General features: G+C 42.6%; 25 protein-coding genes. 10 read left to right on the forward strand and 15 right to left on the reverse strand.

Going from position 1 to position 21,128, the window contains the following annotated elements:
* Nucleotides 1-11 precede the first annotated feature (11 nt).
* The 6 genes from B8983_RS00230 to tolQ all read right to left on the reverse strand — a co-directional run bounded on the left by B8983_RS00230 (nt 12) and on the right by tolQ (nt 4,875).
* Complete coding sequence (locus B8983_RS00230) at nt 12-731, reverse strand: tetratricopeptide repeat protein (protein ID WP_159460769.1); 720 nt, start codon at nt 729-731, stop codon at nt 12-14.
* A gap of 5 nt (nt 732-736) precedes the next feature.
* The gene (gene pal, locus B8983_RS00235) at nt 737-1,276 is read right to left on the reverse strand and encodes a peptidoglycan-associated lipoprotein Pal (RefSeq protein WP_084281850.1); all 540 of its coding nucleotides are present in this window, start codon (nt 1,274-1,276) and stop codon (nt 737-739) included.
* Between the two features lie 104 nt (nt 1,277-1,380).
* Entirely contained in the window at nt 1,381-2,697 is a 1,317-nt protein-coding gene (gene tolB / locus B8983_RS00240; RefSeq protein ID WP_084281851.1) for a Tol-Pal system beta propeller repeat protein TolB, read from the reverse strand.
* A 211-nt stretch (nt 2,698-2,908) separates the two neighbouring features.
* Entirely contained in the window at nt 2,909-3,775 is an 867-nt protein-coding gene (locus B8983_RS00245; protein WP_084281852.1) for an energy transducer TonB, read from the reverse strand.
* Nucleotides 3,776-3,800: 25 nt separating this feature from the next.
* The gene (tolR, locus tag B8983_RS00250; protein WP_084281853.1) at nt 3,801-4,226 is read right to left on the reverse strand and encodes a protein TolR; all 426 of its coding nucleotides are present in this window, start codon (nt 4,224-4,226) and stop codon (nt 3,801-3,803) included.
* Nucleotides 4,207-4,875 (reverse strand): protein TolQ, encoded by a 669-nt coding sequence (tolQ, locus tag B8983_RS00255; protein ID WP_084281854.1) that lies wholly within the window; start codon nt 4,873-4,875, stop codon nt 4,207-4,209. The genes tolR and tolQ overlap by 20 nt, the downstream gene beginning before the upstream one ends.
* 245 nt (nt 4,876-5,120) lie before the next feature.
* Here tolQ and glyA point away from each other — a divergent pair, with 245 nt between their 5' ends.
* Both glyA and nrdR read left to right on the forward strand, forming a co-directional pair.
* Complete coding sequence (gene glyA / locus B8983_RS00260) at nt 5,121-6,368, forward strand: serine hydroxymethyltransferase (RefSeq protein ID WP_084281855.1); 1,248 nt, start codon at nt 5,121-5,123, stop codon at nt 6,366-6,368.
* 9 nt (nt 6,369-6,377) lie between these two features.
* On the forward strand, nt 6,378-6,824 hold the full coding sequence (gene nrdR, locus B8983_RS00265) for a transcriptional regulator NrdR (protein WP_084281856.1): 447 nt from the start codon (nt 6,378-6,380) through the stop codon (nt 6,822-6,824).
* Here nrdR and B8983_RS00270 read toward each other — a convergent pair.
* The 7 genes from B8983_RS00270 to B8983_RS00300 form a co-directional block, all read right to left on the reverse strand.
* Nucleotides 6,821-7,819 carry a dienelactone hydrolase family protein gene (locus B8983_RS00270; protein WP_084281857.1) on the reverse strand — a complete coding sequence of 333 codons (999 nt, stop codon included), beginning with the start codon at nt 7,817-7,819 and terminating at the stop codon, nt 6,821-6,823. The two genes, nrdR and B8983_RS00270, sit on opposite strands and share 4 nt — an antisense overlap.
* 141 nt (nt 7,820-7,960) lie before the next feature.
* Complete coding sequence (adk, locus tag B8983_RS00275) at nt 7,961-8,626, reverse strand: adenylate kinase (protein ID WP_084281858.1); 666 nt, start codon at nt 8,624-8,626, stop codon at nt 7,961-7,963.
* Nucleotides 8,627-8,658: 32 nt separating this feature from the next.
* Nucleotides 8,659-9,426, reverse strand: a complete 768-nt coding sequence (kdsB, locus tag B8983_RS00280) for a 3-deoxy-manno-octulosonate cytidylyltransferase (RefSeq protein WP_084281859.1) — start codon at nt 9,424-9,426, stop codon at nt 8,659-8,661.
* 49 nt (nt 9,427-9,475) lie between these two features.
* Nucleotides 9,476-9,652, reverse strand: coding sequence for a Trm112 family protein (locus tag B8983_RS00285; RefSeq protein ID WP_084281860.1), 177 nt, complete (start codon nt 9,650-9,652; stop codon nt 9,476-9,478).
* 4 nt (nt 9,653-9,656) lie between these two features.
* Nucleotides 9,657-10,790, reverse strand: coding sequence for a tetraacyldisaccharide 4'-kinase (gene lpxK, locus B8983_RS00290; RefSeq protein ID WP_084281861.1), 1,134 nt, complete (start codon nt 10,788-10,790; stop codon nt 9,657-9,659).
* 21 nt (nt 10,791-10,811) lie between these two features.
* Nucleotides 10,812-11,327: an ExbD/TolR family protein gene (locus B8983_RS00295; protein WP_084281862.1), complete on the reverse strand. Its 516-nt coding sequence runs from the start codon at nt 11,325-11,327 to the stop codon at nt 10,812-10,814.
* Between the two features lie 35 nt (nt 11,328-11,362).
* Nucleotides 11,363-11,995, reverse strand: coding sequence for a MotA/TolQ/ExbB proton channel family protein (locus B8983_RS00300; RefSeq protein WP_084281863.1), 633 nt, complete (start codon nt 11,993-11,995; stop codon nt 11,363-11,365).
* Nucleotides 11,996-12,252: 257 nt separating this feature from the next.
* Between B8983_RS00300 and xseA the strand changes: the two genes are divergently transcribed.
* From xseA to B8983_RS00315, 3 genes are all read left to right on the forward strand, one after another.
* Nucleotides 12,253-13,599: an exodeoxyribonuclease VII large subunit gene (xseA, locus tag B8983_RS00305; protein WP_084281864.1), complete on the forward strand. Its 1,347-nt coding sequence runs from the start codon at nt 12,253-12,255 to the stop codon at nt 13,597-13,599.
* 121 nt (nt 13,600-13,720) lie between these two features.
* Complete coding sequence (gene sodB / locus B8983_RS00310; protein ID WP_084281865.1) at nt 13,721-14,299, forward strand: superoxide dismutase [Fe]; 579 nt, start codon at nt 13,721-13,723, stop codon at nt 14,297-14,299.
* A 326-nt stretch (nt 14,300-14,625) separates the two neighbouring features.
* Nucleotides 14,626-15,072, forward strand: a complete 447-nt coding sequence (locus B8983_RS00315; RefSeq protein ID WP_084281866.1) for a hypothetical protein — start codon at nt 14,626-14,628, stop codon at nt 15,070-15,072.
* 378 nt (nt 15,073-15,450) lie between these two features.
* On the opposite strand, the gene murB is transcribed toward B8983_RS00315, so the two are convergent.
* A complete protein-coding gene (murB, locus tag B8983_RS00320) occupies nt 15,451-16,530 on the reverse strand; it encodes a UDP-N-acetylmuramate dehydrogenase (RefSeq protein ID WP_084281867.1) in 1,080 nt (359 codons plus the stop codon).
* 43 nt (nt 16,531-16,573) lie between these two features.
* Between murB and B8983_RS00325 the strand changes: the two genes are divergently transcribed.
* A complete protein-coding gene (locus B8983_RS00325) occupies nt 16,574-17,059 on the forward strand; it encodes a YajQ family cyclic di-GMP-binding protein (protein ID WP_084281868.1) in 486 nt (161 codons plus the stop codon).
* 24 nt (nt 17,060-17,083) lie between these two features.
* On the opposite strand, the gene B8983_RS00330 is transcribed toward B8983_RS00325, so the two are convergent.
* The gene (locus tag B8983_RS00330; protein WP_084281869.1) at nt 17,084-17,983 is read right to left on the reverse strand and encodes an AEC family transporter; all 900 of its coding nucleotides are present in this window, start codon (nt 17,981-17,983) and stop codon (nt 17,084-17,086) included.
* Between the two features lie 125 nt (nt 17,984-18,108).
* Here B8983_RS00330 and xerD point away from each other — a divergent pair, with 125 nt between their 5' ends.
* The 4 genes from xerD (at nt 18,109) to B8983_RS00350 (ending at nt 21,102) form a co-directional block, all read left to right on the forward strand.
* Nucleotides 18,109-19,062 (forward strand): site-specific tyrosine recombinase XerD, encoded by a 954-nt coding sequence (gene xerD / locus B8983_RS00335; protein WP_084281870.1) that lies wholly within the window; start codon nt 18,109-18,111, stop codon nt 19,060-19,062.
* An 18-nt stretch (nt 19,063-19,080) separates the two neighbouring features.
* Nucleotides 19,081-19,704, forward strand: a complete 624-nt coding sequence (gene plsY / locus B8983_RS00340) for a glycerol-3-phosphate 1-O-acyltransferase PlsY (RefSeq protein WP_084282180.1) — start codon at nt 19,081-19,083, stop codon at nt 19,702-19,704.
* A 140-nt stretch (nt 19,705-19,844) separates the two neighbouring features.
* Nucleotides 19,845-20,615 (forward strand): GTP cyclohydrolase I, encoded by a 771-nt coding sequence (gene folE / locus B8983_RS00345; RefSeq protein ID WP_084281871.1) that lies wholly within the window; start codon nt 19,845-19,847, stop codon nt 20,613-20,615.
* A gap of 178 nt (nt 20,616-20,793) precedes the next feature.
* Nucleotides 20,794-21,102 (forward strand): high-potential iron-sulfur protein, encoded by a 309-nt coding sequence (locus tag B8983_RS00350; RefSeq protein WP_084281872.1) that lies wholly within the window; start codon nt 20,794-20,796, stop codon nt 21,100-21,102.
* The last annotated feature ends 26 nt before the right edge of the window (nt 21,103-21,128 follow it).

Consider the following 21,128-nt stretch of genomic DNA (forward strand, 5'->3'; position numbering starts at 1 on the left):
AAAAGAAGCGATTACTTGATTTTGCTCAGCGCTAAGCGTGCAGTATCTGCTGATTTGCTCTCTGGAAAACTTTTAATTAACAACTCTAAAGTTTTTCTACCCTCGGCCTTTTGATTGGACTCAAACAGACAATTTGCGATATTTAATAGCGTTTGTGGCACCCGAGGATGCTCCGGAAAGCCTTTAATTAAAGCATTACCGGCAGCAATCGAACCTTTATAGTCTTTACTCGCATACTTGCTTACCGATAGCCAATACTGCGCAACTGGCCAATAAGGGCTATTGGGGTAGGCATTAATAAACTGGGTGAGCATCCCTTCAGCTTTGACAGCATTACCATCCTTAAATTCTATCAATGCTAGGTCATACAGTTCTTTTTCTGCAGGTTGCGCCTTACCCTTGACACCCTCAATCTCAATACCGACAGGCTCGAGTAGTTTGATGCGGTCATTCAGTTCACTATAGTAAATCTTTAAATTATGCTTTTGATCATCCACCGTTCTTTCAAGTTCTTCAATTCTGCCGCGTAATTTGGCATTTTCTTGCACAGAGCGCTCAAAAGAATTGGTCAAATCAAAAATAGCTCTTTGGGAGTTTTTGACGGATTCAGTTAATACATTAATTTGGCGACGCGCATCATTGTCTTCGAACATCGCAGCAGAAGTACTCTGATACCCAAGAGTACTCAGTGCAGCAACTGCCAGTAATTGCGGGAACTTGAGACGTAACATAGGGATCATTGATAAGCGATGTCAGCACGACGGTTATCAGCACGACCAGCTTCGTCTGTATTCGGTGATTTTGGTTTTTCTTTACCAAAGCTAACCGCTTCCATTTGCGCATCTGGAACACCTAATAAATTTAACATCTTACGTACTGCTTCAGAACGCTTTTGACCTAAGGCGAGGTTATATTCACTCGTTCCAGCATCATCGGTATTGCCTTGAATCGAAATACGATAATTTCTGTTCGCTTTTAAAAATTTTGCATGCGCTTCAATCAGGGCTTGATCAGCAGCTTTCACCGTGTAACTATCGAAGTCAAAGTAAAAACTCTTTTTATAGATAGGACTTTTTGGATCGTTCCAAGGTTGATTCGCAAATTTACTATCAACACTGCCTGCTGCATTTGAGTTATTCTTTGCAGCTTCGTCGACATCATCTAACTTCACACCGGAAGAACATGCTGTAAGACCAACAGTCAAGATGGCGAGTACAAAAAATGCCATACGACGAACCTGTGGATGGTTGGTATTGAACAAGAAGTGATTTGACATGTTAGATTCCTTCATAAAGTGTTTTGTTAAAAATTTTATTCGTTACTAGTTAATGATAATGGCTTGCAATTTGACTAAGGTATTAAATTTGGCTGTCCACTCCGTTAATTCATAAAGGGTCCCCAAGCTGGTTCCCTTACATCTGATCCTGGAATACTCAATACTTGTTTAACAGAACCGTCAATGGAGACTGCCGCCAACACATTGCGATTGCCAATCCGTGTGGCATATAGAATGAATTTACCGTTCGCTGCAAAAGTCGGGGTTTCATCATAGTTGGTTTGAGTGAGGCCCACGACATCACCTGTTTTGAGGTCGAGTAACTGTAGCTTAAACCCGCCTGACCTAGCGATATAGGCTAAATTTTTGCCATCGGGAGAAATTCTCGGACTAGTTGCGTAACTATGTTTAAAAGTAACGCGTGTGGCCGGACCAAAGCTTTCACCATCACTATTCATCCGATAAATTTGGGGTGAACCACCACGATCACTCGTGAAATAAATCGACCTGCCATCTTTTGACCATTGTGGTTCTGTATCGACGGCCGAGCCACTGGTCAAACGTTTCAAATTCGAACCATCGGCATTGACGCTATAAATCTGAGTATTGCCATCTTTGGATAAAGAAACTGCCAACTTCGTCCCGTCAGGTGACCAGGCTGGCGCACTATTATTGCCTTTTTGATTGGCTAAAACAATTCTTTTGCCGGTCGACAACTCATGCACGTAAACCACTGGTTTTTTTGTTTCAAAAGAAACGTACGCCACATTTTTGCCATCTGGTGACCAGACTGGGGAAATGATAGGCTCAATACTGGTGAGTGCTACCCGCGAGTTTTGCCCATCAGAATCAGAAATCATGAGCTGAAATTGCTTACCATTTCTCGTAATGTAGGACAAGCGAGTAGAGAAAATTCCACGCTCACCGGTTAAACGTTGGACGATATCATCCGCAATAGCGTGACCAGCACGGCGGATATCTTGACTACCCACTTGCACCGTGGTGCCACCTAAGGATTCTTTTTTTACGGTGTCATATAAACGATAAGTCACTTCAAACATGCCACCAGCGAGGGCTTTGACATCACCAACCGCTAAGGCCTGCGCACGTCTGGCCGTCCAAAAAGATAAATCAGGATTTTCGGTAATACCTTGGACGGTGCTACCTGGGTCAATATTAAAAAATTTACCAGTATTGGCAAGGTCTGAGCGGACGACGTCGGTGACTTTTGAGGTAAGGTTGTTTTCGGCCGTAAAACTAGGAACTGCAATCGGGAACTGTGATTGTCCAACGCCAGAAATTTCAATTTGCATTTGGGCAAAACTAGGCTTGGCGATACCGAATGATAGGCATAAACAGAGGATGCAAAATGCAGTACTACGATCTTTTATAAAACGATATTTCGACTTCAATGAGTTCATCGAACCACCTTTTCCTTTTTACTAATGCTCTTCAACTACTTGCGCTGTGATTGATCTGCCAGGCGATCAATTTTATAGTGCTACTGTTTTAGTTATAACCACTATTGGTAAACTCTATTAGACTATTTTAACTGCCTTCTTAAAAAAAATGAGTGAAAAGCAGGGCTTTTTCACTCAGGATGCTTTTGTGAGGTAATGAAAGCTTGTCCGCTTAGTCTTTTGGCCTAAAAATCAATCGAATTTGTCTTGGTACTGAACCGTTATCATCTTTTGGTAAAGATCCGGCTAGTTCGAGCGCCCTTAAGACGGCATTATCCCAATCGCCAACGCCACTGGATTTAATCAGTTGTTGGTTAATGATGCGGCCATCCGGTGCAAGTTCAACTTGAATCGTGACCGCTGGATTACCCACCACATTCGCTGGGTTAAAGGTGATTTTTGGTCGAATAAATTTACGGACCTTATCCGCAAATCCGGGCGCATCAGTCCCTCCAGTGCCTACGCCTGAACCAATCATCCCACCAGTGCCACCCCCCTCAGAACCAGCTTGTGCCCGCAACTTTTCGATTCGGTCGAGACGATCGTTTTCCGCATCTGCCTTGGCTTTTGCTTCTTTCTGTTCTTTGGCGGAATCAACGGTCGCCTTAGCTTTTGGTGATTCTTTTACTTTTGGAGGTTCAACCTTGGGCGGCTCCACTTTAGGCTTCGGCTTTTCAACGGGTTTTTCGATGGGTTTAAAAGTTAAGGGTGGCGCGACTGGTTTTTTCTCAGCCTTTGGTTTCTCAGGTTTAGGTTGCTCTTTTTTCTTTTGGATGACAATTTCGGCTTTCTCGTCCACGCTCGGACTGGATTTCACTGTTTCCACCTCAGGCACCTCTTGGCGGGTTGGTACAGGAGCATCCCATAGTTCTACCTCAACTCCTGCTGGGGTTGAACTAGTACGCCAGTTGATACCTACCGTAAGCATCAGTGCCAGGAAGCTATGAGCTGCCAAACTCAGTAAAAAGGCTTTCTTCGCGCCAGGTTCCCGATAGTCCCAGTTTTGGTGTTGAAGAGAGGTCCGTTTAGTTGCAGGCATGGCGCATGAATCGCTTAAGAATCAATTATTTACCTTTGACAGCAAGACCAACACGTTTTACGCCGTTTTCTTTTAGATTGGACATGACATCCATTACTACTTCATATTTGATCGATTTATCGGCAGCAATGACCATTGGCTGATCAGGGTTTTTATCGGCAATCTCACGGGCAAAAGCACCTAACTGGGCTTTATTTAAGGTTTTCGTTGCTTGTCCGTTTTCATTCACCTTGATTTCTTCACGTTCATTGATGTTCAGAAAAATGGGTGGCAGGGGTTGTATCTTGGCACCACCCACACTCGGCAAGTTTACGACCCCAGGATTCACGAAGGGTGCGGTCACCATAAAGATGACCAACAATACCAACATTACATCGATGTAAGGCACGACGTTGATATCGGACATTGCGCGGCGTTTGCCGCCTCTAGAACTACGCTGAATACTTGCCATTCGATTGTCGCTGGAGGATGTTAGTAAATTCTTCGATGAAGGTTTCAAAACGGATCGCTAAACGATCCACATCAGAAGCACTACGATTATAAAAAACCACTGCTGGAATCGCGGCAAATAAACCAATGGCTGTTGCTACTAGGGCTTCTGCGATCCCAGGGGCCACACTCGCTAAAGTCGCTTGTTGCACGTTGGCTAAACCTCGGAAAGAATTCATAATCCCCCAGACAGTCCCAAATAAACCGATATAGGGAGAGACAGAACCGACCGATGCTAAAAAAGGTAGATTCGCCTCTAAGGCATCCATTTCGCGTTGGTAGGCGGCTTTCATGGCGCGTCTAGCTGGATCGATATCTTTGCCTTTTAAAAATTCTTGCATCCCCGCTTGAAAAATCCGCTGTAAGGAGTTGGCATGCTTGCCTTGATTGCGTTGTGCCGCTTCGAGTAGGGTACTTAAATCCCCTCCCGACCAGAAGTCTTTTTCAAACGCTTCCGTTTGACGACGTACTGCCCCTAATGAAATACCTTTACGAAAAATAATCGACCATGAACCAATCGATAAGCTAACTAATAGTAAAAGAATCAATTGCACCACAATACTGGCATGCATTACGAGACTGATGATGGATAGATCTTCTTGTACTGGCATAGGGAATCTTACGGTGAGTAATATTTAAAAAATTAAACGCTTTGCAAACACGCTTTACCAACCTTTGGATAACTGTTGTAGAAAGCAAGATTACTAAACATTTTCAAACAATCATGACAAAAACTGACTTAATTATTTCAGTTTATTGAAAAACTATTAAAATAAAGGTCTTTTGTAGATGAACCGTTAAGTTTTATCATGTTTGTCTCATCAAATTTTAGCTTAAACCTCCAAGGAACCCAAACATGTTCGAAAGAAGTCACAACCTAGCCAAAACTGATCCCGCACTCTGGGCAGCAATTCAATCAGAAAATGGCCGCCAAGAAGCACATATCGAGTTAATCGCTTCTGAAAACTATACCTCACCAGCAGTGCTAGAGGCACAAGGTTCACAACTGACGAACAAATATGCTGAAGGTTATCCCGGTAAACGTTATTACGGCGGTTGTGAGTTCGTTGATATTGCTGAGCAATTAGCGATTGATCGTCTCAAAGCGTTGTACGGCGCTGATGCTGCCAACGTTCAACCCCACTGCGGTGCTTCGGCCAATGAAGCAGTCTTTTTAGCTTTTTTGAAACCTGGCGATACGATTTTAGGCATGAGTTTGGCCGAAGGTGGTCACTTGACACACGGTATGGCTCTCAATATGAGCGGCAAATGGTTTAACAGTGTGTCTTATGGTTTAAATGCTCAGGAAGAAATCGACTATGATGCGATGGAGCGTCTCGCCCATGAGCACAAGCCAAAATTGATTATTGCTGGCGCTTCGGCCTATTCATTGCACATTGATTTTGAACGTTTTGCGAAGGTTGCTAAAGCGGTCGGTGCTATTTTCCTAGTCGACATGGCGCATTATTCAGGTTTAATCGCAGCAGGACTTTATCCAAATCCAGTGCCTTATGCAGATGTCGTGACTTCAACGACCCACAAGAGCTTGCGTGGTCCAAGAGGCGGCGTGATTCTCATGAAGGCCGAGCACGAGAAAGCAATTAACTCAGCGATTTTCCCAGGGTTACAGGGTGGTCCTCTCATGCACGTGATTGCTGCTAAAGCGGTGGCTTTTTTAGAAGCACAACAACCAGACTTTAAAGTCTATCAGCAGCAAGTATTAGATAATGCCGATGCCCTTGCAAAGACTTTAGTTCAAAGAGGTTTACGTATTGTGTCTGGTAAGACCCAGTCCCATGTGATGTTAGTCGATTTACGTGCGAAAAATATTACGGGTAAAGAAGCTGAGCGCATTTTAGGTTTGGCACACATTACGGTCAATAAAAATGCGATTCCAAATGATCCAGAAAAACCATTTGTAACGAGTGGTATTCGTTTAGGTTCACCAGCCATGACAACGCGTGGTTTCAAAGTACCAGAAGCGGTGATGGTAGGGAATTGGATTGCTGATATTCTTGATCAACCCAATAGTACCGAGACGATTGACCGTGTTCGTGCCGAAGTGGAAGCGCTCACCCAACGTTTCCCTGTCTACGGAGCGTAATCAGCCCTAATGCACTGCCCATTCTGTCCTAACGAAGAGACCCAAGTTCTAGATTCTAGAGTGTCTGAGGACGGTCGGGCAGTTCGTCGTAGACGTCGTTGCGAAAAATGTGACAAACGTTTTACGACCTATGAACGCATTGAACTTTCGATGCCCACCTTAGTCAAAAAAGATGGTAGTCGAGTCGATTACAGCCGAGACAAAATTCTAGGTTCGATGCGCCTTGCGCTGCGCAAGCGTCCCGTCTCATCGGAAGCGCTAGAGGCAGCAATCGCCCAGTTAGAAGAGAAGGTCATTAGTTTGGGTGAGAAAGAAATCCCCACCTCACGGATTGGCGAACTGGTCATGCGAGAGCTCAAAAAACTCGATAAAGTCGCCTACATTCGTTACGCCTCGGTTTACCGAAGTTTTGAAGATATCGAATCGTTTGAGTCCGCACTCAAAGAGCTGCGTTAATTTTTACTAAATAAATTTTCTAAAAACTGACTAATTTTTTGGGTGGCAATTTTCGTGGCTTCCACATCAGAGCCTACATGCGGATTTCTTTCTACGCAGGTATCGGCATATTGGAATAACTTCCCAGTAGCAAGATTGATCAGTTGACCAGTAGATTCTTCTCTGATTTGGCAATTCCGGACAGTTTGTGCATTGGTTGATGGCACCGGCGGATTTTTACCAATCGGCGAATCAAAGGCATGTGGTCCGAATGGAAATTCATTTAACTCCACATCTTGATTCTTTGCTTTTAAGCGCGCCACATAGGCACGACAAGGCACGACTGGATTGTAATCATCACCAAGGCCATGGTACATACGAATCGGTTTGCCAGTAGTCGTATCGTCACCAAGATATTGCGTAGAACAATCGGCATAAAAAGGGATGTAGGCCGCAAATTCAATGCCGCTTTTGTTCCACAGTTGATGAAAGCGCTGATTGCTAGCAAATAGGGTGGCTTGCCCACCTCTCGAAAAGCCCATCATAACAATTTTGCTTGAATCAATTTGTGGGTTGGCTTTTAAAATTTCTAGCATCCGGTAAGCATCGATAATCATATTCAGACGACCCAACTGTGCTTGATTCGGACCGACGACTTTCAGTCCTCTACCAGTAAAGCTATCTAAATTAAAGGTGGCATAACCTTGCGCTAAAAAAGTATTAGACCAGTAATCTAAGTTGGCACCAATGCCACTAGAGCCATGTACTAGGACGACGACTGGTAATTTACTAGAAACTTTGGTGGGGTTCGGTGGGTATCGCAAAATCCCACCCACGGTAACGGCCTTGCCTTGCGAATCCCCTTGTAAAAATTGGGAATCACTAATCGTGAGGGTGGGAATGGCGTATATTTCAGAGCGTGCGGATACACCGTAACTAGGTGGAGTGACACTGACGTCATGGGCAAAACTCGACAAGCTGCCCAATATACCCAAGAGGAAAAGGAGTTTTTTCATATGAAGACCTATTATTTTTTGTGTGGCAGATAACTTAGTGGGAGTTTCTATGCAACTCCCTCTTTTACGCCGGTCCATGTAGTCAGTTCCGGCAAGGCAATTCACTAGGAGAGCTGACTGAGTAGGCTCAATCAGCCAGCTTTACACCAATGCGTTAAAGACCTTAGTGGTAATTTCTTCAACCGTTCCAGTACCAGCGATTTGGCGATAACTTGGAGGCGAAATCTGTGCAGAGGCATCGCCATTTTTTGCCCAGCTAGAATAATATTCAACCAAGGGTTTGGTTTGCTGATCATAGACCTCAAGGCGCTTGCGAACCGTTGCTTCTTTGTCATCTTCCCGTTGAATTAATTCTTCACCAGTTTCGTCGTCAATATTTTCCACTTTAGGTGGGTTGTAACGGGTATGGTAGGTTCTACCAGAGGCGATATGCACTCTACGACCACTCATACGTTCAATAATGGCATCAAAGGGCACATCAATTTCTAACACGAAATCAATCGGTACACTGGCATCCTTCATGGCTTGTGCCTGAGGAATGGTTCTAGGAAAACCATCAAATAAGTAGCCATTAATACAATCAGGCTGCGTTAAGCGATCCTTGACCAGGCCAATAATGATGTCATCTGAGACTAAGCCACCTGAATCCATGACTTTTTTTGCTGCAATACCCATTGGCGTACCCGCTTTCACCGCGGCACGCAGCATATCACCTGTTGAAATTTGGGGAATACCAAATTTCTCGCAAATAAACTTTGCTTGCGTTCCCTTGCCTGCACCGGGGGCACCTAACAAAATTAATCTCATGTTAATTCCTCTTTGATTGCAATAATGACGTATTAACTAGAAAACTTACTAATATTGTTCCATTCTAGTCGCGCTTTTTCTAAATCCTCATAGGTATCTACACCGAGAGGTGGCATCTGAGCTGAAATTTCTACAGCAATCGAATAACCATACCACAACGCCCTCAGTTGCTCTAACGCTTCCCATTGTTCGATAGGGGCAGGTGCTAATTGCGCGAAGGCTTTTAGAAAGTGCGCCTGATAGGCATAAATCCCGATGTGACGAAGACACCTTACCGCATCAGAGAAAGTATTAGCATCTCGTTGAAAAGGAATTGGCGCTCTAGAAAAATATAAAGCCTCACCTTTTTGATTGCGTACGATTTTTACAACATTGGGATTATTTATCTCGATTATATCTGCAATTGGCATCCCAGCAGTCGCAATGGCGCAGTGCGGGTTATTCTGTAAGGAGCTTGCGACTAAATTGATCAGTTCAGGCGGGATAAAAGGTTCGTCTCCTTGCACATTGACCACAATCTCTTGGTCAGTAAGGCCTAAAATTGATACCACCTCACTCAAACGATCCGTACCAGTTGGGTGAGTGGCTTTGGTTAAGATGACCTCAAACGGAAAATCACGGCAGGCACTTTCAATTTCGACCGAATCGGTTGCAATCACAATACTGGTCGCTAAACTTTTTTGTGCCTGTTGCGCAACTCGAATTACCATGGGTGCCCCACCAATGTCTGCTAGCGGTTTATTTGGTAACCGAGTAGAAGCCATACGAGCAGGAATGATGACACGGAATGGGCTGGACATAACTATTGATAAAAGCTTGAGATTTTTGGGGAGATGTTCACTGCTAGCATCAAGATAAACTTGGCGCAATTTGTCTAGCTTGATCAATGAGCATGACCGGAATATCTTCTTTCACGGGATATGCCAACTTATCAAGATCGCAAATTAATTCAGAGCTACTCTCGTCAAAACGTAAAGAGCCCTTGCAGTTAGGGCAAACTAAAATGTTCAAAAAACGTTTTTCCATCACATTACTCTTTCTTCAGGGGATGTTGATCACCACGGCGTAGGATAGCGCTTATCCAATTCAATAGTTGTTCACTAATAGTTGCCTCTAATGGCACAACCCATACTCTAGAATCTAACCATGCCTTACATTTTACGGCATCTTTCTCCGTAATTAATATCAATGGATAGATGTCTGTTGGAAATTGGTCAAAAGGATTTACTTTGAAATCAGCATGATCCGGTAGTGAAATTGTTTTTAAATTAGGAAAATACTCTTTCAACGGCATAAAAAATTTATGAGGAAAGGCGATGCCTGCTAATGCTCCCACACGTTGATCAGCATGCTGTTTCCCCATCCAATGAGCCAACTGTATCAACGATTGGGATGAAGTATGCTCTGCGTTCGGCACCAGCGGATAGGCTAGACCCATTTGCGTGGTGATGGTTTGTGGCGACTTGGTATCGAAAACTGCTGTAAAACCACCGGAGTAAGGTTCGCCATCGAACTGCTGACGCGTTTGTTGGGTGAGTTGTAAGGTTAAATCTCGAGGGCGTGCGCTGATTTCACGCAGTGGCCCTGCCGGTAATAAAAAACCATTACCTACCCCCCTAGAATCTTGCACCACGATTTCAATATCGTGACCACCTTCTCTGGCTGGTTTTCTGCTCAGTGCGTAATGTTGCAGGCCATCATCACTGATGATGACATCGCACTCGGGATGTGCTTTCAATAAATGGAGTGCAGTTCGTCCGCGCGCTTTACCAACCCAAACCGGGATAGCGTATGGTGCTAATTGTTGAGCAATTAAGGCTGGCTCATCGCCGATTTCTTGGGCGGAGTGATGCGGAAGAACCTCTTGGCTAATAGGTTCTTGATCGCTCTGTGCGCGGTATGCTCTCGCAATCACGCCGGGTTTTAAACCAGCAGCGTGCAATGCTTTAGCAAGGGCAATCACAATCGGCGTTTTACCGGTGCCACCAATCCGAATATTGCCCACAATAATGAGGGGGACTGGCAGCTTTGTTTGGGCAAAAAGTCCAATTTGATAGGCTAAAACCCGCAACCAAGTAATGAGTCCATAAATCCCTGCAAGGGGCAACCATAGCCAACTAATGACATTGGAGGATTCCCAAAAGCGAGGAGCGTGAAGGCGCATGGAGTGTTCAGAAATTAAAGTTTATGGTTTTTTAGATTTCACTGAATTTGCATCCTGAGTGGCAAAGACAACTTGGGTGATATTGGCCTGACCCGCTAATTCTAAGACAAACATGACCGATTGATGTGAAGCCTTCGCATCAGCGGAAATAATGATTCGACCATTTTTTCTTTCCGCCTCGCTGTTGGAGTCGCTATCTTTCATCACTGGCGGATCCCATTGCTTCGAAAGTTGCTCTATTTTTGCGCCTAATTGATCGATCTCGACGACTACCCCATTCACGGCATAGCGTCCCTCTTTACTAATCGCAATTTTGATTTCTTTCATTACCGTATGATTCGTTACCCCTTGGGCACTGGGTAAGTTGATGGACAGTTGTTGATATTGGGTAAATGTCGTCGAAATCATCAAAAAAATTAGGATGACAAGTAACACATCAATAAACGGAATCAGGTTGATTTCTGGCGGCGTGTGATGGAGTGATCCATCTTCGGATTGCCCTGGTGCAGAATCAAGTAGCGGTCGATGCGATAACACTTGGGGCTAGTATCCTAAATAGTTGATAAAAATCGTTAATCTGCAAAGTTTGCTTTGATAAATAAACGTGTCGCTGCATTTAACTCATCCTGACGATCATTGGCCAACCCGCGCAGGAAACGCCAACCTGCAATCGCTGGAATAGCAATGAGTAGACCAAAAGCAGTATTGTAAAGAGCCATTGAAATACCCTGGGCTAATTGCGTAGGGTTGCTAGTGCCACCTTGACTCGCGAAAATTTCAATCATGCCTAAAACAGTGCCAAATAATCCCATCAGGGGGGCTAAGGTGGCGATGGTGGCCAAAGCATTCAGATATTGATTCAGTTGTTTGATACAAGGACCCGCTACCTCGCGCATCGCTTCGAGACACTGCAATTGATCTTGAGCTACAGAGATAGAATTTAAGCCAGCCGCTAATATTTTTCCTAGGATAGACTCTGTTGCTAATTGAGTCATCTGTTGAGTTTGCTCCTGTTGTGACAAGGATGAGGTGCTGCTATCCTGAATTTGAATCGCTAAAGTGAGTGCGTGATCTAAGGTGTGGGCAGGGGCAATCCGTTTTTTTTGTAAAAACCAAGTGCGCTCAAGCAAAATTGCAAGACCTATAATAGAAATTAGCAGGAGTGGCCAAATTGGCCAGCCAGTGGCGAGGATAATTGTTAACATATCGATACTTTACATGATTTGCCTGTGGATAACCCTGTGCAAAACTTTTTAAAATAAAAAATTTATTGGTTGAATAGTAAGGATTTTCCTGTTAGGGTTTATCACTATAATATTATAAAGTTGTTTTAAAACAATAACTTAACTTGATTGTTATAAAATTTAATAAGAATCTCCTCTTGACAACTAGTCTGTGCTTAAGCCTGTGGACATTTATTGCTCTCAAACCCCTATAAACATTAGATTGTTGACGAAAAAATATGGAAAATAGTAGCAAAATCCTGAGTGTTGGTGAATTCAATCAGTTTTTATCAGACTTTATCACGTCAAATTTCGGTACTGTATGGGTCAAAGGGGAGCTTTCCAATTTTAAAAGCTATCCGAGTGGTCACTGGTATTTCAAGTTAAAAGATGAGTCGGGTCAAATTAATGGCGTGATGTTTCGTGGTCGAAATGCCAGTGTCGACTTTACCCCTCGGGATGGCGATCAGCTTGAAGTGGCCGCACAAGTGAATTTTTATGCTCCTCGAGGAGAAATTAACCTCAATGTGCAAGTCATGCGGAAGGCCGGTGCAGGTGCTTTATTTGAATCATTTTTAAAATTAAAGCAAAAATTAGAGGCTGAGGGCTTATTTGACCCCTTCCATAAAAAACCAATTCCTAAAATTCCCAGGGCAATTGGTATCGTTACTTCGACGCAGGCAGCAGCTCTCAAGGACGTACTGACGACTCTAGAACGTCGTGCTAGCTTTATTCCGATTATTTTGTATCCGAGCTTAGTACAAGGAGCAGAAGCGCCGGCGAATTTGATCAAGGCCTTGCAACGAGCGCAAGACGCAAATGAAGTTGATGTCATTTTATTGGTAAGAGGTGGGGGTAGTATCGAAGATTTGTGGGCGTTTAATGATGAAAAGCTAGCTAGGTTGATTGCCAAAAGTCCTATTCCCATTATTTCTGGGGTGGGTCATGAAACTGACTTTACGATTGCTGATTTTGTTGCCGACTTACGTGCACCAACACCTACTGCGGCGGCAGAATTAGCCGCACCAGATTGTTTGGAGCTCCTCAGAAACATAGACGGAATCAACGACAGAATGGCGCGCCTGACCCGTCAACGCCTCGATACTGAAGCCCAACGCTTAGATCACCTGCTGTTACGCCTTAACCATTCGATTCCGAATCCTGCACAAATGCGCACGCAACAAACCCTTCTCAATAATCGATTGGTACGTGCAGTGAATGAAAAATTAAGGTCCTCTCATCAGCAAGTCACCTATTTTCAGAGTCGACTTGATGCGATTAGCCCAATAAAGCGCCTAAAAACAGAACAACAAGTCATCGAACAATATCAACAGCGCATTCAATTAACAATGCAAAGTCGATATCAATCAGAGTTTTCAAAATCACAATATTTAAAAATGCAGTTAGAGGCATTAAGCCCGGATCGGACGCTAGAGCGAGGGTATTCCTTAGTGTTAGAGAACGGTAAACCCGTCAGAAATCCTCGGCAGTTGCAAGTACAACACTCTTACACCATCGAGATGGCGCAGGGAAGTACGCAGGTACAGTTTGCTGAGGTCACTACTTTGGTGAATAAAAGCGAATAAAAATCAAATTGTTAGATGAAATTTTGGCTTGATTGTGAAACTGTCTTGAAATCGTCTTACAATCTTACAATACGAATTTATTGAATTTTGAAATTTGACTGAATTAACCCTAGGAGATCACATGGAACACGCTTTACCACAATTACCTTATGCTTTAGACGCATTAGCACCACACATTTCTAAAGAAACTTTAGAGTTTCACTATGGCAAACATCATCAAACTTATGTAACGAACCTCAATAACCTCCAAAAAGGTACTGAATTTGAAAACATGAGTTTAGAAGAGATCGTCAAGAAATCTTCTGGCGGAATTTTCAATAATGCTGCTCAAGTGTGGAACCACACTTTTTACTGGATGGGTTTAACGCCTGCAGGTAGTGGCGCTCCAACAGGTGCATTAGCTGACGCGATTAATGCAAAATGGGGTTCATTCGACAAGTTTAAAGAAGAATTTACCAAGTGCGCAGTCGGTACATTTGGTTCAGGTTGGGCTTGGTTAGTGAAAAAAGCAGATGGTTCTTTAGACTTAGTTTCTACTAGCAATGCAGCAACTCCTCTCACAACAGATGCAAAAGCATTGTTAACTTGTGACGTTTGGGAACATGCTTACTATGTTGACTACCGTAATGCCCGTCCAAAATATGTTGAATCATTTTGGAATCTCGTGAACTGGGATTTTGTGGCAGCAAACTTTGCTTAATTGAAGTTAGGTAACTTAATTGCTTCGATTGAAAGTAAATAGTTGAAGAGAAGTTAAGTTACTCTAGTTACAAAATAGCTGTACAAACAAGGATTGTCGATTTACCTCGGCAGTCCTTTTTTGTTGTTTAAAAAGTCTATAGAAGTTTAATAAGTAATAGGAGTTATTAAAAATATACTTTCTCAGTTTATCTCCAATACAGTAAGGTGAAATTTAAGAAAGTTTGAAGATGAAGTTGAGAAATAACCATTCTCAAAATATGTGTTTTAAATATGGTTTAAAAATGGTGAGAAATTGGTTTAATCTAATTGGATAATTTAAAAAACATGAAAACTAAACAAGTAAACGCTCAAATTGATAAGGTTAAACTCCCATTTGGTCTTTTTGACAATGTTAGAGAGGACACACTTAACTTTGGTATTGGAAAAAACTTTGATGCTAAAAGAGTCCCTGAAATGCTCAATCTAAATCGAGAGGATGTTTCCAGATTAGCTTCTGTATCAGTTAAATCAGTGCGATATGATGATGCCATTCCTGAACAAGTTCGTAATCACCTTGAAGAAATTAGTATCACCATTAATATGGTTGCAAAAGTTTTTAACGGCGATCCTGAGAAAACTGCTCTTTGGTTCCGTGCACGTAATCCTTTACTCGGAGATGTTGCTCCTAGAGATATGATTCGCTTGGGTCGCTTTGAGAGATTGCGTAAATATATCATTGGGGCAATGGGTATTAACGATGCCGCAAAACAGCATATCTCCGAAATAATTTAATTGTTTAAGGAATGTCAGGGACGAAGAAAAATATAATCCGAGGTCTGCAATCATTGCCATCTAAGCGGCTAATGCGCGACATTCTTGAATTAAATCGTTTTTCAGAATCAAATCTTAGCGAATAAAGAACTTCCTCAGAGAATTTGGATGAACTGGAGGCAGTTCTCTATTTTCATCTAGAGCCAGAAAGATGCAAACTGAGATCTCAGTTGATTGAATCTCTTCAATAAATTAAATTGCAGCAATATAAAATCAAAAATTGGGTAAGGTTGGCAATATGCCCCTCGTCGATTTCATCCCCCAACATAGGTGGTTGACGATGTGAGCCTAAAAAGATTGACATAAATGATTAAAAGAAATGATGTAATTTAAATCTGACTAAACCTTGCCATTAGGTAAATTAATCGGCTCTTGGTGAAGAGATACACCAAATTTTTCTAAAACGCAGTGTTTGATGTGATTTGCTAATTGCAATACTTCTGAACCGGTAGCGTTGCCATAATTTACAAGCACCAATGCTTGTTTTTCATAAACGCCACAATCGCCAGCTCGGTAGCCTTTTAAGCCGCATTGATCAATTAACCAGCCGGCCGCCAATTTAAATTGTTTCTCACCAAAGTGATCTGGTGCCGGATAACTAACCAGACCAGCAAATTGCTCTTTTAGCTGCTGATGCGTCGCAAGATCTACCACTGGATTATGAAAAAAACTCCCAGCATTGCCAAGTACTTTGGGGTGAGGCAGCTTTCTGCTCCGAATCGCAATCACCGCTTCAAAAATTTCTAATGGCGTGGGCGACTTATTGTGGAGGAAAAAATTGGCTAGTTCTGCATAACTTAAGTTCGCTTGCCACTTCTTGGGAATTGCGAACCGTACTTGGGTGACAACATAAGCGGGTAGTTCACGCTTAAAGATACTGTCACGATAGGCGAATTGGCACTCAGATTTGGGAATGACTTGCCAATTTTGTTGGGTACTCAGATCACCCGCGAAATTCGCTTCAGTACTTTGCAGGGATTTGGTATCTAAGACCTCAACGGAATCAATCATGCCGGCAACTTCTGCCCCGTAAGCACCAATATTTTGGATCGGTGCTGCGCCAGTAGTCCCTGGAATCAAAGCTAAATTTTCTAGACCAGGATAACCTGACTCAAGGGTCCATTGCACAAAATCATGCCAACTTTCACCAGCACCACAATCAATATAAAAATGAGTTGCTGACTCAGAGACCAGTTTCTTGCCTAAAATTGCCATGTGGATGGTCAGCCCTGGTAAAAACTCTTGTAAAACGACATTACTACCGCTGCCAAGGACCTGCCATGGTATTTTTTTCTCGAGCGCAAATTCAATCGCTGTTGATAAAGCGTGCTCGTCCTCTACGCTGACAAAATATTCAGCATAGGACAAAAAACCAAAAGAATTTAGTTTTTGGAGAGAAAAATTGGATTCAATCTGCACAGAAGGATATTATTACTTATTAAATGATGAATAGGAGAATTTCATGCCCTCTTTTGATGTGGTTTGTGAGCCAGATATGATTGAAGTAAAAAATGCCTTAGAACAAGCAAATAAAGAAATCAGTACGCGCTTTGACTTTAAAGGTTCTGATGCTAGAGTCGAAATGAAAGAACAGCAATTAACGATGTTTGCGGATGATGACTTTAAGATTGCGCAGGTAAAAGATGTTCTGCTGAATAAAATGGCGAAAAGAAATGTGGATGTGCGTTTCTTAAAAGATGGTAAGAAAGAAAAGATTTCAGGGGACAAGGTCAAACAGTTCATTGATATTCAAAAAGGCATCAATGGGGATTTAGCCAAGAAAATTGTAAGAATTATTAAAGATAGCAAAATTAAAGTTCAGGCGAGTATTCAAGGGGATGCAGTACGAGTTACGGGTGGTAAACGGGATGATTTACAAGCGGTGATGGCGCTGTTGCGTAAGGATGTCTCTGAGTCTCCCTTGAACTTCAATAATTTCCGGGATTAAGCCTCCGCTTTGCTCGGCACCCGGTCAAGTGGCTTGAACTAAGGCAATCCAAAATGGGATGGTAAAGGCCGCGCAAACGGTCATTACGGAAATCGTAAAAGAGACGATAGCACCGTTACCACCCATTCGGGTTGCCATAACAAAGGCACTAGTGGCCGTTGGCACACAGGAGATGATGACCGCAGTCATCAGTTGCGCTTTTGGTAAATCAAGTAAATGCCCAACCGTAAAGGTGAATAAGGGGAATATCACCAATTTGATGGTGGTCCAAAAAAACACCAGAGCCATATCTTTTTTTGCTCCAACCCAAGCCAAACTTGCTCCTACGGTCATCAGTCCAATCGTGATGGAAGCATTGCCCATCCGTTGTAGATTGGAATGAATAAAATCGGGCAAGGTGATGTGACTCAAATTGAGTAAAAGCCCTAAGACCGTTGAGATCACAAAAGGGTTTTTGATGAGTTCTAGCACCACACTATGTTTCGAATTTCTAGATAAGGAAATGATCGAAAGGGCATTTGATAATGGGACGAGGCTAGCTACTGCAATGGCCATCAAGGCAAGTCCGTCTTCACCCCCAAGGCGCAAAGCAACTGCAAAAGCAATAAAGGTATTAAATCTAAAAGTTGTTTGGATACCCGAATGATGATTGACTGGATCAGGACGCAAGAGCCATTTGGCGCTATAAGCTAACAGTGCCATGAGCGTCATCCCACCGCCTAATAGTAGCAACATAGGGATATTATCGGTCCAGACTAATTTAGCGCGGCTGGCAGAAGAAATGAGTAACGCAGGAAATAAAATCCAATAAACAATCTTTTCTAAAGCAACCCAAATTTCGCGATTCAGAAAGGTATAACGGTTTAACCCCCATGCAAAGATCATGAGAATAAAATCAGGAAGTAAAATAAGTGCAGTATTCAAAGTTTTAATCGATTGGACTTCGTGTCCAGTGAGTGTCTCGTAATATTTTGTTCTATGGATGCCCTACAGCATTATTTTGTATTTAGTGGTGTTTATTTTTAAGTTGGATTCGACAAACAGCGGTGATGGCAAACGAAACAATTAACTCATCCATTTCAACACAAAATAATAATTCAATTATTTTAAGGCATAGCCTAGATGAGATAGCGCATTTTATCGATTCTTTGTGGTTGGAGAATGGTTTGTCGAAAAATACCCTCGATGCCTATCGGAGTGATTTAGAAATCTTTGCCAACTACTTATCTGTACACCATCAGAAGTCGATCTTAGCAACGACCCAGGTAGAAATTACGGCGTTTATGGCGGCTAAACGCGCGGATAAAGCGAGCTCTGCCAATCGACGCTTAACGGTTTTTAAACGATTTTTTAGATACTGTATCCGTCAAAACAAGTTAACTGAAGATCCCTGTTTATATCTGCGGCAAGCCAAGCAGTTGATGCGCCTACCCGTGAGCCTATCAGAAAATCAGATTGAACAGTTGTTATTGGCTCCTGATGTAGAGGAGCCACTCGGACTGCGTGACCGCGCGATGTTAGAGCTCATGTATGCAAGTGGTTTGCGTGTCTCAGAAATTATTATGATTAAATTCTTGCACGTCAGGCTCAATGAAGGCGTCCTGCACATTATGGGCGGTAAGGGCAATAAAGAGCGTTTAGTCCCCTTTGGCGCTCAGGCAGCGGCGTGGATTACTCGCTATGTGGAGGAGGCGCGTGCCAAGATTTTGGGTAATCAGACTAGTGATTATTTGTTTGTTGGTAGATACACGGGTGAGCATCTTTCGAGACAAGCGTTTTGGTATATGATTAAGCGCTACGCCGTTGTTGCAGGGATTGAAGGACACCTCTCGCCACACACCTTAAGGCATGCTTTTGCTACGCATTTATTAAATCACGGGGCAGACTTACGCGTAGTACAGTTATTATTGGGGCATGCCGATATTTCTACGACGCAAATTTACACCCACGTCGCGCGCGAGAGATTAAAAAATATTCATCAACATCACCACCCTAGAGGGTAGTTCATTATGACAACAGAAATGCAGACTTTATTTTTATCCGTAACATTGATTGTGGGTGCTTATTTGTTAGGCTCTATCTCTTTTGCGGTCGTCGTGAGTAAGTTCATGCAACTCCCTGATCCTCATACTTATGGTTCCGGTAATCCAGGTGCGACGAACGTCTTGAGAACCGGCAATAAAAAAGCCGCGATGTTGACCTTGTTAGGTGATGCGACTAAAGGGCTACTTGCAGTAATGCTGGCGAAATATTGGTTACAAACGAGTACGCAAATCGACTGGGCTTTACCGTGTGTAATTGCTGCCGTTTTTATTGGTCATTTATTTCCCATTTTTCATGGTTTTAAAGGTGGGAAGGGCGTGGCAACGGCCTGCGGTATTCTGTTTGGGGTCAATTTTATTTTAGGGATTGCTACTTTATCTACCTGGTTCATTGTGGCATTTTTCTTCAGATATTCTTCATTAGCGGCATTGGCAGCCGCTGCCTTCGCACCGTTTTATGCTGCGCTACTCTTTGGTTTGCAACCCCTTTGTACCGCGATTTTACTGATTGGTGTTTTGCTGACTTGGCGTCATCGTCAAAATATTATCAATTTATTGAATGGTAAAGAAACCAAGATTGGCAAAAAAAATAAACCAAAATAATGCGAATTAGGCGCTATTGAAGTTGTATAGGTGCTCTGAAAGTTTTTGTAAATACTGATAAAGTCTTATTTGAGTATGTTTTGATGTCCCCACACCTGAGGTGGTGCTGAAGAAGCCTTACTAAACTTGAAAATTTAAATATGACAACAAAACTGACCAAAAAAGTCGCAACCAAATTAGTCTCTACACCAAAAGCATCCAGCAAAAAAGCACTTACTAAAGAAGATATTGGTATTCCAGTGTCCGTAAAAATTCGTGAAAAAATTGTTAAAGCGAAACAACGCTTTCATGCGAATGACAATATTGCACAATTTTTAGAGCCGGGAGATGAAGATCTTTTGTTAGCTGAAGTGGCTGAAAAGATGCAAGGCGTTTTAGAGAGTTTGGTGATTGATACGGTGAGTGATCACAACACCCAAGAGACAGCCAAACGGGTGGCCAAGATGTTTGTGAAGGAAGTTTTTGCGGGGCGTTATCAAGAAATGCCTCCGATTACAGAGTTTCCTAATATTTCCCAGTTAAATGAATTAATGGTGATTGGACCAATCACTGTACGAAGTGCTTGTTCTCATCATTTATGTCCAATTATGGGGAAGGTCTGGATTGGGGTCTTGCCAAATAAAGATAGTAACCTGATTGGCTTATCGAAATATGCCCGCGTTGCTGATTGGATTATGAGTAGACCGCAAATTCAAGAAGAGGCGGTGATCCAGTTAGCAGATCTGTTAGAAAAACGTATCAAACCGATTGGGATTGCTGTGGTCATGGACGCAGATCATTTCTGTATGCAGTGGCGCGGAGTCAAAGATCCGGATTCAAAAATGCTCAATAGCGTGATGCGTGGCGTCTTTCTAAAAGATTTCAATTTGCGTCGTGAATTCTTATCTTTACTCGGTAGCCGCTATAAATAAAAGCAAATTTTTTAGAAAATTCAAGATTAACTAGGGATAATCCCTAGGTTAATTTGTATTGAGAATCATTATCAATTAAAATTTGTTTTAAAACAATGACTTGGCAAAAAAAATACAGAACAAAATATTTCTATTATCCTTACAATGTTGTCTAATTTAACCTTGAAAGGTAATCCTAATGAAAACAAGTCGTCGTCAATTTATGATTTTTTCTGCAACTGGTTTAGCTGCTGCTACTGCTGGTCAAACATTTGCTGCAGACCCAATGGTTGCTGAAACTGATCCACAAGCTATTGGACTTGGTTACAAGGCTGATAGTTCAAAAGTTGATAAAGCAAAATATCCAAAACATGCTGCTACTCAATTTTGTAGTGGTTGTGCACTGTACAAAGGTGCTGCTGGATCCGCTGCTGGTGGCTGTCAGATTTTTGCTGGTAAGCAAGTCGCTGGTAAAGGTTGGTGTAGCGCATTTGCACCAAAGGCTTAAGACATCGGTTCATTTGATGTTGCCTC

The organism is Polynucleobacter kasalickyi (genome assembly GCF_900176405.1).
Classification (GTDB): domain Bacteria; phylum Pseudomonadota; class Gammaproteobacteria; order Burkholderiales; family Burkholderiaceae; genus Polynucleobacter; species Polynucleobacter kasalickyi.